The organism is Microcoleus sp. PH2017_24_DOB_U_A (assembly GCF_020738205.1).
Taxonomy (GTDB): Bacteria; Cyanobacteriota; Cyanobacteriia; order Cyanobacteriales; family Microcoleaceae; genus Microcoleus.
Genome location: NZ_JAEQCT010000023.1, coordinates 1 through 14,376 on the forward strand (window position 1 = coordinate 1; position 14,376 = coordinate 14,376).

Consider the following 14,376-nt stretch of genomic DNA (forward strand, 5'->3'; position numbering starts at 1 on the left):
GGCTTTCACAAAAATTCAACTTTCTTTAGAACGACCTAGAACAGTATGGGTAGCAATTCAATTCGTCGAATTATCAAAATGCACGGGTAAGAAAGTAATAGCTATCGTCATGAATGCAGAAACTTTCGATACCGCCACTGAAATAGATTATTTGATCGGTAATGTTGACGTATCAACAGCGACAAAGGAGTGGATAGTAAAAACTTATTCACTCATAAATTGGGTTGAAATTTTCTATCGGGAAGCCAAGGGCTGGTTGGGCTTAAATGAATATCAAGTCAGAGATGAAATCAGCCTAAAAAGACATTTCATTATGGTGTTTTGTGCTTACACTTTCATTCTCTGGCATACCTTAACAGGAGGATTAAGGCGCCAATGGGCAAACAAACCTTTAAACACTTTTAATGATGCACTCGAAGCATTTCGGACAGCCATATCTTTTAGATTTGTGAAATCGTTGAACCAAAATTGGGACGTATTCTCCGCTTATAAAGCCAGTTTAGGCCTTGTTTGGGCTTAAAATTTGTTTAAGTCCCGCTAAGGGAACCGCACTCCTGTGTGGTCAGTTCAACAGCGGGCGCAAATCCTTGAGACATAACGGGAACCAAGAGGTGGGAACACCCAGAGAGTGTCACCTTGTGTCAGCCTCGAAGCGGGGAAATCTCACAAACCTTTAGCATTGCACCTTTAACTTCAGTATCTGGCTTATTAATCTGTATCCTGAGCTACTATTTAACGTGCGCTTACCCTGGATACTAGGTCGATCGCCATCCCACGCTCTACTCTAGATCAAAATCTTTTCGCCACTTTGAGAGATACATCAAAATGAACAACAACGGACTGCCACAAAAACAAGGGCTGTACGATCCGCAGTTCGAGCACGATGCTTGCGGAGTCGGATTTATTGTACACGTCAAGGGTAACAAATCCCACGAAATAGTCGAACAGGCATTGACAATCCTGTTAAATCTCGACCATCGGGGGGCTTGTGGCTGCGAAGCCAATACCGGAGACGGCGCGGGCATTTTGATGCAAGTGCCCCACAAATTCCTCAAAAAAGCAGCCGCAGCCGAAAATATCGAACTTCCAGCCGCCGGCGAGTACGGTGTTGGTGCGATTTACTCATCGCGCGATCGGACTCAACGGGAAAACGGCAAACGCATCTTTGCAGAAATCGCCGCCGAAGAAGGATGTCCCGTGCTCGGTTGGCGCGATGTCCCCACAGATAACTCGTCTCTGGGCGACACCGCCAAAGCTAGCGAACCATTTATGCAGCAAGTGTTTGTCAGCCGCACCCCAGGTATGGACGAGGCGGCTTTTGAGCGCAAACTATACGTGATCCGCAAACGCGCCCACAATGCGATTCGCAGGCAGAAAGTAGATCCATACTGGTATAATTCTACGCTGTCATGCCGGACGATCGTCTACAAGGGAATGTTGATGCCCGTGCAAGTTGGAGATTATTATCCCGAACTGCACGACCCCGACATGGAAAGCGCTTTAGCCCTAGTTCACTCGCGCTTCAGCACCAATACTTTCCCAAGTTGGGAACGATCGCACCCTTACCGCTACATCGCCCACAACGGCGAAATTAACACCATGCGCGGCAACATCAATTGGATGAATGCGCGGCAATCGATGTTTGAGTCGGAACTATTCGGCGATGATTTAAAGAAAATCCCCAATTTAATCAATGTCGAAGGTAGCGACTCAACTATTTTTGATAATGCTTTGGAATTGCTGACTTTGGCCGGGCGTTCTTTGCCTCATGCCATTATGATGATGATTCCCGAACCGTGGACAGCCCACGAGTCGATGAGTGATGAGAAAAAGGCTTTCTACGAATACCATTCCTGTTTGATGGAACCTTGGGATGGGCCTGCTTCGATCGCCTTTACGGATGGTACATCGATCGGGGCCGTGCTCGATCGCAATGGTTTGCGTCCTTCTCGTTACTGCATTACCAAGGATGACTTAGTAATTATGGCATCGGAAGCGGGAGTTTTGCCGATCGCACCGGAACGAATTCTTTCAAAAGGCCGCTTGCAACCAGGCCGGATGTTCCTGGTAAATACCGCAGAAGGCCGCATCATTTCTGACGATGAAATCAAACATCAAATCGCTTCGGAACATCCGTACCGCGAGTGGATTGACACGCACATGGTAGAAATTGCCAAACTTCTAGATGTTACGGAAGTTGCAGAATCCAACCCAGTGCCTTTATTACAGCAGCAAATGGCTTTCGGCTACACCTTTGAAGAACTGCGGTTGCTGTTAGCACCGATGGCACGGGACGGGGTGGAAGCTGTCGGTGCAATGGGCGCGGATACGCCGTTAGCTGTTTTATCGAACAGGCAAAAGTTGCTTTATGAATACTTCCAACAACTGTTTGCCCAAGTTACGAATCCGCCCATTGATTCGATCCGCGAAGAGATTGTCACTTCTGCGGAAACGACAATTGGATCGGAACGCAATTTGCTGAAACCGGAACCAGAAAGCTGTCATTTAATTGAGCTGAAAACACCTATTCTCAGCAATGAAGAATTGGCTAAACTCAAACACGTTTCCCAAGGCAATTTCAAGTCGATTACGATACCGATTTTGTTCGACCCCAAAACTGGTGTAAAAGGTCTTGAACAGTCGCTAGAAGATGTTTTCGCAGCAGCCGATCGCGCGATCGCCTCTGGCGTGAATATTCTGATTTTGTGCGATCGGGGAATCGATGCCGAAAATGCCCCGATTCCCGCGCTGCTAGCAGTTGCGGGCCTCCACCACCACTTGATCCGCAAAGGAACGCGCACGCGGGCGGGACTGGTGCTCGAATCCGGCGAACCGCGCGAAGTGCATCACTTTGCGACTTTAATCGGCTACGGTTGCGGTGCGATCAATCCCTATTTGGCTTTCGAGACGATCGCAGATTCGATCCGCGAAGGTTTGCTGGTAAATGTTGATACTAAGACAGCTTGCAAAAACTACGTGAAAGCCGCAACCAAAGGCGTGACTAAGGTTGCCTCGAAAATTGGGATTTCCACCATTCAAAGTTACCGTGGTGCACAGATATTTGAGGCGATCGGCTTAAACAAATCCGTAGTCGATAAATACTTCACTTGGACAGCATCGCGAATTGCAGGAGTAGACCTCGAAGTCATCGCCCAAGAAGCGATTTTACGCCATACCCACGCATTCCCCGATCGCCCATCCAGCGGACACACCCTCGATGTCGGTGGCGAATATCAATGGCGCAAGGAAGGGGAAGCCCACTTGTTCAGCCCGCAAACCATTCACGCCCTGCAAAAAGCCGTGCGCGAGGGAAGTTATCCGCTTTTCAAACAGTATTCCGGGCTGGTTAACGAACAAAGTCAACAGCATTTTACCCTACGCGGTTTGCTGGAATTCAAGCAGCGGGAATCGATTCCGATTGAGGAAGTTGAGCCGATCGAATCTATTATCAAACGCTTCAAAACCGGGGCGATGAGTTATGGTTCGATTTCCCAAGAAGCCCACGAATCTTTAGCCATCGCGATGAACCGCATTGGTGGCAAATCGAACACTGGTGAAGGTGGCGAAGATCCCGATCGATATACTTGGACAAACGATCGCGGTGACTCGAAAAACAGTGCGATCAAACAAGTTGCTTCCGGGCGTTTCGGCGTTACCAGCTTGTACCTTTCCCAAGCGAAGGAACTCCAAATCAAGATGGCGCAAGGGGCAAAACCCGGAGAAGGCGGACAGTTACCCGGTAAAAAAGTATACCCGTGGATTGCCAAAGTCCGGCACTCAACTCCCGGCGTAGGCTTGATTTCGCCTCCGCCTCACCACGACATTTATTCGATCGAAGATTTGGCAGAATTGATTCATGACTTGAAAAATGCCAACCGGGAAGCCCGGATTAGCGTCAAATTGGTGTCGGAAGTGGGAGTTGGGACGATCGCGGCAGGTGTCGCTAAAGCCCACGCCGATGTCGTGCTGATCTCAGGCTACGACGGCGGTACAGGCGCGTCACCCCAAACTTCGATCAAACACTGCGGATTACCTTGGGAGTTGGGATTGGCCGAAACTCACCAAACCCTGGTACTCAACAATCTCCGCAGCCGAATCGCCGTGGAAACCGACGGACAACTCAAAACCGGCCGCGATGTAGCAATTGCTGCATTGCTTGGTGCAGAGGAATTCGGTTTTGCCACCGCACCGCTGGTGACATTGGGCTGCATCATGATGCGCGTTTGCCATCAGAACACTTGCCCTGTCGGCGTTGCGACACAAGACCCCCTGTTGCGGAAAAACTTTACGGGAGATCCTGAACACACGGTAAACTTTATGACATTCATCGCCCAAGAAGTCCGCGAAATCATGGCGCAATTGGGCTTCCGCACGCTGAATGAAATGGTCGGGCGCACCGATGTTTTGGAAGCGAAACAAGCGGTAGAACACTGGAAGGCTAAGGGTTTGGACTTCTCGAACATCCTGTATCAGCCGGAAGTTGGGGCGGATGTCGGGCGCTACTGTCAGATGTCGCAGGATCACGGTTTGGAAAAGTCGATCGACCTTAGTGTACTGCTGGATTTGTGCAAAAGTGCGATCGAAAACGGCGAACCAGTCCGCGCCAAACTCCCAATTACCAACATCAACCGGGTTGTCGGCACAATTCTCGGCAACGAAATCACCAAACGCCACTGGGAAGGCTTGCCCGATGACACGGTGCACCTGCACTTCCAAGGCAGCGCCGGACAAAGCTTTGGCGCATTCGTACCCAAAGGAGTCACCCTAGAGCTCGAAGGCGAAGCCAACGACTATTTGGGCAAAGGCCTCAGCGGCGGCAAAATCATCTTGTACCCGTCGTTAGCTTCCACCTTTGTCGCAGAGGAAAACGCGATCGTCGGCAACGTAGTGCTTTACGGAGCGACATCTGGCGAGGTTTTCATCCGAGGGCTGGCTGGGGAACGTTTTGGGGTGCGTAACTCCGGCGTTAACGCAGTAGTCGAGGGTGTCGGCGATCACGGTTGCGAGTACATGACTGGCGGCAAAGTTGTAGTTTTGGGCGAAACCGGGCGCAATTTTGCAGCGGGAATGAGTGGTGGCGTTGCTTACATTTTGGATGAGGCCGGTGATTTTGCAACTCGCTGCAATATGTCGATGGTGGCGCTGGAAAAACTGGAGGATGTTGAGGAAATTAGCGATTTGCGGGAGTTGATTCAGACTCATTTTGATTTGACTGGAAGTGCGATCGCGTCGAAGGTTTTGGCAAATTGGGATGCGATGTTGCCGGTGTTTGTGAAGGTGATGCCGAAGGATTATAAGCGGGTGTTGCAGGCCATTGAAAGGGCGATCGCTGCGGGTTTGAGCGGTGATGATGCGCTGACGGCGGCTTTTGAAGAAAATGCTCGCGATGTCGCTCGGATTGGCGGTAGTTAGTAAATCCAAGAAACCGGGTTTCTGCGATAATCTCGGAATCCCCACCAAGATTTAGGAAGAAACCCGGTTTCTGAACCCCCACCCAAGATCCCAAAATCCAAGAAACCGGGTTTCTGCGATAATTTCTGCATCATCACCGAGATTGTGGAAAGAAACCCGGTTTCTGAGGCCTTCATGTACCAGGAACTCTGCGTCACAGCAGAGAAACCGGGTTTCTGCGACAATTTCTGCATCATCACCGAGATTGTGGAAAGAAACCCGGTTTCTGAGGCCTCAGTGTACCTGGAACTCTGTCGTCACAGCCAAGAAACCGGGTTTCTGCGACAATCTTGGAATCACCACCCAGATTTAGGAAGAAACCCGGTTTCTAACCCCCACCCAAAATCCAAGAAACCGGGTTTCTGCGATAATCTTGGTGAGGATGCCAAGATTTGGGTGAGAAACCCGGTTTCTGACTCCCCACCAACGGTTTCTAACTCCCCACCGATATGCCATATGCCACATCGTGAAGTTATCTTACAAGCGGGTAATTACTACCATGTTTATAACCGAGGTAATGACCGTCAGTTGATATTTTTTCAACAAGAAAATTATATTTATTTTTTACGCCAATTAAGAAACCATCTGATTATGAATGGTGTCGATATTATCGCTTATTGTTTGATGCCGAACCACTATCATTTATTGGTTTACCTGAAAACCGATAGTTTTTCTAAGCTGATGCAGTCATTTACTCTGTCCTATGTCAAGGCTATCAATAAACGCTATCAAAAAGTCGGTTCGCTGTTTCAGGGAAGGTTTCAGGCAATTCATGTAGATAGAGAAGAATATTTGTTACATCTCACTCGCTATATTCATTTAAACCCAGTCTCTGCTAACATAGTTAAAAAAGCAGAAGACTGGGAATTTTCCAGCTATCAAGAATATATCGATTTGCGTCATGGGAGTTTACCTAAAATAGATGAAGTGCGATCGCAATTTAACTCAGCAGAAGCTTATCGTTACTTTTTAGAAGAATTAACTAGCGATAAATTTATCCACCATCTAACCTTTGAAGAATAACCAAACTCCAAGAAACCGGGTTTCTGCGACAATTTAAACATCATCACCAGATTTAGAAAGAAACCCGGTTTCTAACTCCCCACCAATCACCCTCAAATCCAAGAAACCGGGTTTCTGCGACAATCTCCGAATCCCCACCCAGATTCAGGAAAGAAACCCGGTTTCTAACCTCCCACCATCACCCTCAAATCCAAGAAACCGGGTTTCTGCGACAATCTCCGAATCCCCACCCAGATTCAGGAAAGAAACCCGGTTTCTAACCCCCCACCAACAACCCCTAAAAATCCTCATGAACCAATTGATAAATTTCAGGTACAATCTAAGACTATAGTCGCGGTTAGCATCTACTAAAAATATCCAGATAATTTGGAGCCTTAAACACCCATGCCCGATGAAACGATTTCGATTGTGACCGCCGATACTTGGGATGAGTCTCCTGATGCACCTGATTCTGACGGTGCGAAAAATGGTGGACATATAGGGATAGACTGGAGTGATGCTTGGGACACGCAGCCAAATCAGCAAGCCCAAAAGCAGGTAACAAAAGCGGTTGATAGCTTGCGACTTCACAATGTTAGTATCAATAAATTAGAAAAAGAACTGGCTGATTTTATGCAAACGGTAGATAAAATGTTCAGCCGTGCGGATGCGGAAGCAGACATGAAAGCGATCGAGTTATCTGAAATTGAGTTATCCGTTGCAATTAACGCCGAAGGTTCTTTCAGTTTAGTCGGTATGGGGGCAAAAGTTGCAGATACAAGAACTGTATTGTTGAGATTTAAACGCAAGTCTTAATGTGAAATGGGAAAAAATTTAGCCATATCAATTGGTATCAATACCTATGATTTCCTAACTCCGCTGAAGTATGCCAAGCCGGATGCACATTTAATGCAGAATTTTCTTCGCAATCAGGTGAGGTGTGAGAAAGTTTTATTTTACTCAGATGACTCGCCTGATTTTAATGGTAGATCGACTCGTCCTTTTTTTACTAATCTGAATCTAGTTTTGAGGACAATGTTTGAAAAACCCTTTATGGAAGCTGGGGATAACTTTTGGTTTTTCTTCAGCGGTCATGGTAGGCGGCATAAAGGGTGTGATTACCTGATGGCTTCTGATAGCGATCCGGATGATGTCGAACGTACAGCGATTTCAATTAGTTACGTGACAGAACAATTGCGTCGCTGTGGTGCTGGCAATATTATTTTGATTCTGGATGCTTGTCGAGATCAAGGTAGTAAATCGGGAGAAGGAATCGGGAATCAAGCTGCTGAAGTTGCACGACAAAAGGGAATTATTACCTTTTTTTCTTGTAGTCCCAATCAGTTGTCATACGAAATAGAAACTTTACAGCAAGGTATTTTCACAAAAGCAGTGCTGGAGGGGTTGGGCATTCAAGGGAAATGTGCAACTGTCGAGCGATTGAACCATTATTTGAGTGTGCGAGTTCCCGAACTGATTCGGGAACATAAAGGCGAAAAAGTGCGACAAACACCTTACTGTATTGCAGAGCCAGTTACGAAGTCCCACTTAATTATTTGCCCGCAATATGCAACTTTACAAGATGTTTCTATTCTTAAAAACGATGCCTATCAAGCGGGATTAAACAAAGATTATGATCTAGCAAAACAATTGTGGATTCGCGTATTGGCTGCATCTACTGGCGATATGGAGGCGATTAATGGAATTCAAAGAATCGCTGTCTCGCAGAGAGAAGATGAGCGATATTCTGAAGAGAATTATGTTAGTAGCAATGTTGCGAACAAATCGGCATCTCCATTATCTCCCAAATCTACACCTGTAACGAATGCTAATCCTACTGAGGCTGATGTTCCCTTCAAGTCAGAATGCGGAGTAGACTACACTAAGTTTCGCGATTTACTGGCAACTGAAAAATGGAAACAGGCAAATAAAGAAACATCTAACAAAATGCTGGAAGTAGCGGGGAGAAAAGAGGAGGGCTGGCTGAGAACTGAAGATATCTATCGATTTCCCTGTGAAGACTTGCGAACTATCGATCGGCTTTGGGCAAAATACAGTAACGGGCGCTTCGGCTTTTCGGTGCAGAAGCGGATCTATGAAAGTCTGGGAGGAACCAGAGAATATGATGAGAAAATCTGGGAAGCTTTTGGCGATCGAGTGGGGTGGCGTGTGAATGGAAAATGGTTGTACTACAAAGATGTAAAATTCAACAAATCAGCACCTAGTGGACACCTCCCTTTGGGTGGGGGGTGGTGGGTGGGGGAGAGGGAGGAGTTGGGGATGCGTGGTTCTGGTGGGGAGGGGGAGGAAAATAGGATAGGAGAGGGGTTACGTCTCTTCTCTCGCATCGAAACTTGTAAAGTTTAACAACCGATCGCAATTGAACTCACCCTCGAATTGCTGTTGCCCCACCCGTTTGATATAATATTGTTACTAGATTGTAAAATAACAATCAAAAGGAAACAGATAATTATGACCGTTGAACAAGCCATTTTGGAAAATGTGAAGGTCTTATCGCCAGACCAACAACAAGAAGTCTTAGCTTTCATCAAATTCTTGCAGTCCGATAAATGGGAAGATATCTATAAAGGACGCTTCAAAGAACTGCAACAAGAAATTCGTCAAGATACTGACATCGATCCCGATGATGACCCTACTGAAACTGTCCTCGAAGGAATTCAGCAAGGCTTCCATGAGGCAATTACCGGACAAACTCTTCCCTTGTCTCAACTGTGGGATGGCATCGATGACAATTGATCCACAACCGATCGCAATTGAACTCACCCCCCGATTTCAAAGAGACTTGCGAACTTTAGGCAAACGCTATCGCAACATTCGCAAAGACATTCAGCCTGTAATCGAACAACTTCAAGCGGGGGAACTTCCGGGCGATCGCATTCCGGGAATGGAGTACGAAATTTTCAAAGTCAGAATTAAAAACAGCGACATTCAAAAAGGCAAAAGCGCTGGCTACCGTGCTATTTATTACCTCAAAACTAGCGATTCCATCGTTTTGGTGACTATCTATTCTAAATCAGATCTATCAGACATCGCGGCCGAAACAGTTCGAGAAATTCTAGGCCAATACGAGCAACAATTGCCCGAATCAGAAGAATTATGAACTATCAACTTTATTCAGATGTCATCTTGCTGTGCAACCTTCCTGAAGGCAGTTGCGACGCTACCTGGAAGTTATTTGCGATCGCCCGCAATTTGAATTGTCACAGAAACCCGGTTTCTGAACCCCGCACGCTAATCCGAGAAACCGGGTTTTGGGCGATCGCTTGTACCTTGGGAAATCGAGCGTTCTGCTAAGCGTCAAAAAGGCATTGATTATACCTCAGATTCCTCTTCATTTTCTTCATCCTCGCTCGCAAATTCGCCGATGTAATCTCCCACGAGCGGTGTTTAGTTCAAATTTGCCAACACAACCTTTGAGTCGTCGGAGGAAGCGTCACTAACCATCGCTGAATATTCGCCGTTATAGTTGGTAAATTCAGACGGAGATTTCCGAATCTTAGATAGACGAATTTGCCAATCGGAAACCTGCTCGTAGGTAAGGTGCTTAGTATTGGAAGTCGTTGTCCATACCCCCCAAAGACAGGGGTCTTCAAACTGTAGCATTCCTGATTTCCGTAAGTCATAAGATTGCGGAGTTCCGGGCAAGGGAATAATGCTGTAGCACGAAGTCTGAAATTCCAATTGCGGGTTAATCTCTACCAGTTCATCGACCAATTCTGAGATGGCTTCCTCAAGAAGTAACAAGTCCTCATGGTCATCGTCGGGTAGCCCGATAATGATCCCATAAGCAATCACAGGTACACCAGTTCTGACCACAGATTTCATCAAGGTACAATGCTCTTGCCAAGGAAGGAGCTTCTTGTAAGCTTCTCGTCCAAAAACGGGACGTTCGGCAGGGATATAAGCCAAAGGACAACCGACTTTGCCGTCCCAGCCAAACAGTGCTTCAATCAGTTCTTCGTCAGGTCTGAGGTCGCTGCTTTCATAGTTACGCCCAGCGCCGAGAGTTGTTTTCCTCAGTTCTAAACCATTGGGCCACATCAGAGTTATTCCCATCTCCCGCGCACCATTGGTAATGTCGAGGATCTCTTGTCGCCCCTCAGGAAAGAGTCCACGGGCGAGGAATTGATCGGAACCGATATTGATCGATCGAGCCCCCGCTTCTTTCTGAATCGCCAACCATTTGAGGGATGTTTCAGGAGACATTCTCCGAAAGCCAGTGCCGTAGGTAGGTGTCATGCAAAAATCGCAGGTGCGATCGCAACCAATGTCAGCTACCAACGAACCTACTGGAACAGTTCCCTGGACATTGGGCAGTGTCCCTAAACACTCCCGCGCCACTTCCACCGATGGTAGTGCCCACTCCTCTGGACTTTTGGCTTTAGCCTTCCTGGGATACTGTCTACCATCTGCGAGAATGACACCCGTGAGTTCTTCTCGTGGGGTTTTTCCCAGTACATAGTCAAAAATAGCCCAATTCGCTGCCCCAGATTTATCCTGAACGACTGCTGCTGCGCCGGCCTTCAAGTAGTGGTGCGGTTCAGCGAAAGCATCCGACCCACCAACGACAATGGGACGACCTCCCTTAGCCAGATGCTCAATCACCATACAAGTGACTTGACGGTCTTGGGAGAAATTCACTGTAATGCCCCAAGCATCGAATGCCTGGGGATCTAGGGCAGCAATTTTGCCCCCAACGTAAGTTTTCCGCAGGGTCATCCCTTTCCAGACAATCTCCCCAAATTCTTCACTATAATTGTCATCTCTGAGGTTGACCAATCGGGCATCAAATCCTCCTGCTTGCAAGTCAGGAATCAAAACTTGCTTGCTGATTAAGGAACGATGTCTGTATAAAGAAGTCCAATTTTTACCTTCTGCATCATAGAGTCCCGTTGCTGGAGGTTCAATCAGTCCAATTGTGGGAGAGTTTTTAGCTATCATAATGGAGGATTGGGAATGTGGGATAAGAGGATGGGATTTTTTCCGGCTCGCGATCGCCTGCGACACCAGGGAAGCCAATCGCAACCCCTAGACGGTAGCACAAGTCGGTGAGCTACTCTTTAATAAAATCAGACGATAGCATAAAAATAGATTAATCTAGATGAGATGAGTCAAATTGACTATTTTATTAATCATTTAGTTTTTCGATTTGTTGGGAAATACTGTAGCAGTTGCGACGCTACCTGGAAGTTATTTGCGATTTAATTGAGCGATCGACAACCGATCGCAATTGAACTCACCCCTGAATTGCTGTCAAGCCACCCGTGCGATATAATGTTGTTACTAGATTGTAGAATAACAATCAAAAAAAAGGGATAATTATGACCGTCGAACAAGCCATTTTGGAAAATGTGAAGGTCTTATCGCCAGACCAGCAACAAGAAGTCTTAGCTTTCATCAAACTCTTGCAGTCAGATAAATGGGAGCATATTTATAAAGGACGCTTCAAAGAACTCCAGCAAGAAATTCGTCTGGGAATGGATGCGGCCGATCGAAGTGAAGTAATTAATGCTGAAGATATGTTTCGGAGTTTGCGCTTAAAGCTGCAACAACGTCGCACGCACGCAAGCAGATAGATGAATCAGATTTGTAGATTTACAGTTCCGGCAAGTCGGGATATAGAAAACATTATGGACTATATTGCCGATCGCAGCGGTTTTGATGCAGCAGAAAGCTTTCTGGACAGAATTAACAATAAGTGTCAAACTCTCTCGAAGTTTCCTCCTTCTGGGACGCAATCGGGATGAGTTAATGGAAAATGTACGGAGTTTTCCGATCGATGATTACCTAATTTTCTACAGTGCGATCGAAGCAGGAATTGAAGTTCTGCGGGTTGTTAGCGGCTACCGAGATTTAGAAGATTTATTCTCTGAGTGAACTGTATCGAGTTTCTGATATTATGAAAGCGATTGAAACTACTGGAAAAATTGACGATCGAGGAATGCTTTGTATCGATCGCCCCCTTGCTTTTGCCAACCACAGCCACGTTAGGATTATTGTTTTAGTACCGGAAGATACTGACATCGATCCTGATGATGACCCCATTGAAACAGTCCTCGAAGGGATTCAGCAAGGCTTCCATGAGGCAATTACCGGACAAACCCTCCCCTTGTTTCAACTTTAATAGTTGACTAGGTTTGTGAAGAAACCCCGTTTCTGAGTCCCCCCGCGAAATCCAAGAAACCGGGTTTCTGCGACAATTGACGCCTCCCCACGAGATTTTACGAAGAAACCCGGTTTCTGAACCCCTGCGCCCGATCGCGCCCAACCTTATCTAGCGGTTATAATAGATAAACCTGAGCATTAAAATCGCAAATGTATGACAGCAAAAATACACCTCAGCAACTTGGGTAATTCCTTAGCTTTGCCAATACCAGACTATATTGTAAAATTGTTCAATCTGAAAGCAGATGATTCCGTAATTTGCAGTATAGAAAATGGAAAAATGGTCATAGAGCCTGTAAATCAGAAAATTTCCAAATATACCCTAGATGAACTATTGGCAGGCGAAATAGAACCCAGCGAAGAAATCTCTTGGGGGAAACCAGAAGGAGAAGAAGTTTGGTAAACTACATCCCCGAACGAGGTCATTTCATTCGCCTCAATTTCGATCCTCAAGCAGGACACGAACAAATGGGTACTCGACCTGCACTGGTTGTGAGTCAAACTAAATTTAACCAAAAAATGGGGTTTGTGTTTGTCTGTCCGATTAGCACCACACAACGAAAAAATCCGTTTTATGTTCCCATTCCAGAAGGTGAAGCGGTGACAGGTGTAATTATGACAGATCAACTACGTTATGCAAGATTATCGCGCAAGGCAAGCAAGTTCGATCGGTGAATGTCCAGAAGATTTAGTTAAGGAAGTCTTGAAGAGAATTGAACCTATTTTGTTTGAAAATATGATTCTTGATGAGTAGTTGATCATCAAGAATACGGCAATTATGTGGTTAGACTTGTTAACTGATATCATGTATAGAACTAGGGAAATCAACAAGCAAAATGATTCAATCCATACCGAAAATATCCATCAAACCTGGATATCGTCCCCAGTCAGATGATAAAACTCCTGAAGCTGATGCAATTGATTTCTACCTACTGCGACAACTCACCAATTCCCAACGCTGGCAAATAGGGGTAAAATTAAATCGTTGGGCAAAAACTGTTAGCTTGCGCGGCATGAAAAAAGCTTGTCCCTCAACTTACAAAGAGCGATTTGCCCGATCGATCTTACGTAGCAAATGGCTGCCAATTTTAACCCCCACCAGTGAACCGTCTATGTGGACGCAAGATCCCAGCCACATCGCCCGACTGTTGCACCCAATTTTTCAAACATTATCTATTCCTTATTATATTACAGGAGGCGTTGCCGCTTCTGTCTATGGCGATCCTAGAACGACACGGGATTTAGATTTAGTAATTGAATTGATCCGGGACAATATTTTTCGATTAGTTGAAGCACTAGAAACGGCTGGTTTTTACTGCCCTCCGGGTTCGGTAGAAGATATTCAAAAGGGCAGAGGGATGGTGTTGAGTGTCACTCACATGACTTCCGTATTAAACGCCGATATCGTGCTGAATTCTGATACTGAGTTCGATCGCTCAAAAATGGCAAGACGACGATTAGAAGCGCTTGACGAAGCTGGTGTAGAACTATTTTGGATTGCTTCTCCTGAAGATATTGTGTTGGCAAAACTGCTCTGGCGGCAACAATCTAAGTCTCAAAAACAATGGAATGATGTTTTGGGAATTCTGAAAGTCCAATCTGATAATTTGGATCGGGGTTACTTAACAGAGTGGGCCCAACAATTGGGGTTGATTGATGATTTGAACCTAGCTTGTACTGAATCAGGGATTTGATGCGATTCCAAATTGTTCATTTTGCGATCGCACCCACTCTCTC

15 protein-coding genes and 1 pseudogene are annotated in these 14,376 nt (G+C 46.2%); 15 read left to right on the forward strand and 1 reads right to left on the reverse strand.

Translation table 11 applies throughout. The annotated features are described in order from the left end of the window. The 8 genes and pseudogenes from JGK07_RS04410 to JGK07_RS04445 all read left to right on the forward strand — a co-directional run. Nucleotides 1-520: pseudogene (locus JGK07_RS04410) on the forward strand (IS701 family transposase); the annotation flags it as partial. Between the two features lie 305 nt (nt 521-825). Then, a complete protein-coding gene (gltB, locus tag JGK07_RS04415; RefSeq protein ID WP_293224613.1) occupies nt 826-5,412 on the forward strand; it encodes a glutamate synthase large subunit in 4,587 nt (1,528 codons plus the stop codon). 144 nt (nt 5,413-5,556) lie between these two features. Beyond that, nucleotides 5,557-6,474, forward strand: coding sequence for a transposase (locus tag JGK07_RS04420; protein ID WP_293224615.1), 918 nt, complete (start codon nt 5,557-5,559; stop codon nt 6,472-6,474). A gap of 384 nt (nt 6,475-6,858) precedes the next feature. Beyond that, a complete protein-coding gene (locus JGK07_RS04425) occupies nt 6,859-7,269 on the forward strand; it encodes a hypothetical protein (protein ID WP_293218319.1) in 411 nt (136 codons plus the stop codon). A gap of 6 nt (nt 7,270-7,275) precedes the next feature. Then, nucleotides 7,276-8,820: a GUN4 domain-containing protein gene (locus JGK07_RS04430; RefSeq protein ID WP_293208854.1), complete on the forward strand. Its 1,545-nt coding sequence runs from the start codon at nt 7,276-7,278 to the stop codon at nt 8,818-8,820. A gap of 105 nt (nt 8,821-8,925) precedes the next feature. After that, nucleotides 8,926-9,210, forward strand: a complete 285-nt coding sequence (locus JGK07_RS04435) for a hypothetical protein (protein WP_293196400.1) — start codon at nt 8,926-8,928, stop codon at nt 9,208-9,210. After that, the gene (locus JGK07_RS04440) at nt 9,200-9,574 is read left to right on the forward strand and encodes a type II toxin-antitoxin system RelE/ParE family toxin (protein WP_293190686.1); all 375 of its coding nucleotides are present in this window, start codon (nt 9,200-9,202) and stop codon (nt 9,572-9,574) included. Before JGK07_RS04435 ends, JGK07_RS04440 begins: the two co-directional genes overlap by 11 nt. Continuing rightward, nucleotides 9,571-9,768, forward strand: a complete 198-nt coding sequence (locus JGK07_RS04445) for a hypothetical protein (RefSeq protein WP_293190688.1) — start codon at nt 9,571-9,573, stop codon at nt 9,766-9,768. The genes JGK07_RS04440 and JGK07_RS04445 overlap by 4 nt, the downstream gene beginning before the upstream one ends. Nucleotides 9,769-9,861: 93 nt before the next feature. On the opposite strand, the gene JGK07_RS04450 is transcribed toward JGK07_RS04445, so the two are convergent. Further along, entirely contained in the window at nt 9,862-11,415 is a 1,554-nt protein-coding gene (locus JGK07_RS04450) for a radical SAM protein (protein ID WP_293190690.1), read from the reverse strand. A 380-nt stretch (nt 11,416-11,795) separates the two neighbouring features. Between JGK07_RS04450 and JGK07_RS04455 the strand changes: the two genes are divergently transcribed. The 7 genes from JGK07_RS04455 (at nt 11,796) to JGK07_RS04485 (ending at nt 14,333) form a co-directional block, all read left to right on the forward strand. Continuing rightward, entirely contained in the window at nt 11,796-12,050 is a 255-nt protein-coding gene (locus JGK07_RS04455) for a hypothetical protein (protein WP_293180611.1), read from the forward strand. After that, nucleotides 12,051-12,221, forward strand: coding sequence for a type II toxin-antitoxin system RelE/ParE family toxin (locus tag JGK07_RS04460; protein ID WP_293180614.1), 171 nt, complete (start codon nt 12,051-12,053; stop codon nt 12,219-12,221). Beyond that, nucleotides 12,169-12,351, forward strand: coding sequence for a type II toxin-antitoxin system RelE/ParE family toxin (locus JGK07_RS04465; protein ID WP_293180794.1), 183 nt, complete (start codon nt 12,169-12,171; stop codon nt 12,349-12,351). Before JGK07_RS04460 ends, JGK07_RS04465 begins: the two co-directional genes overlap by 53 nt. A gap of 22 nt (nt 12,352-12,373) precedes the next feature. Next, the gene (locus JGK07_RS04470) at nt 12,374-12,598 is read left to right on the forward strand and encodes a hypothetical protein (RefSeq protein ID WP_293180617.1); all 225 of its coding nucleotides are present in this window, start codon (nt 12,374-12,376) and stop codon (nt 12,596-12,598) included. A 195-nt stretch (nt 12,599-12,793) separates the two neighbouring features. After that, a complete protein-coding gene (locus JGK07_RS04475) occupies nt 12,794-13,042 on the forward strand; it encodes an AbrB/MazE/SpoVT family DNA-binding domain-containing protein (protein WP_293190694.1) in 249 nt (82 codons plus the stop codon). Next, nucleotides 13,036-13,314, forward strand: coding sequence for a type II toxin-antitoxin system PemK/MazF family toxin (locus JGK07_RS04480; protein ID WP_293190696.1), 279 nt, complete (start codon nt 13,036-13,038; stop codon nt 13,312-13,314). The genes JGK07_RS04475 and JGK07_RS04480 overlap by 7 nt, the downstream gene beginning before the upstream one ends. A 161-nt stretch (nt 13,315-13,475) precedes the next feature. After that, nucleotides 13,476-14,333 (forward strand): hypothetical protein, encoded by an 858-nt coding sequence (locus tag JGK07_RS04485; RefSeq protein ID WP_293241433.1) that lies wholly within the window; start codon nt 13,476-13,478, stop codon nt 14,331-14,333. Nucleotides 14,334-14,376 lie beyond the last annotated feature (43 nt).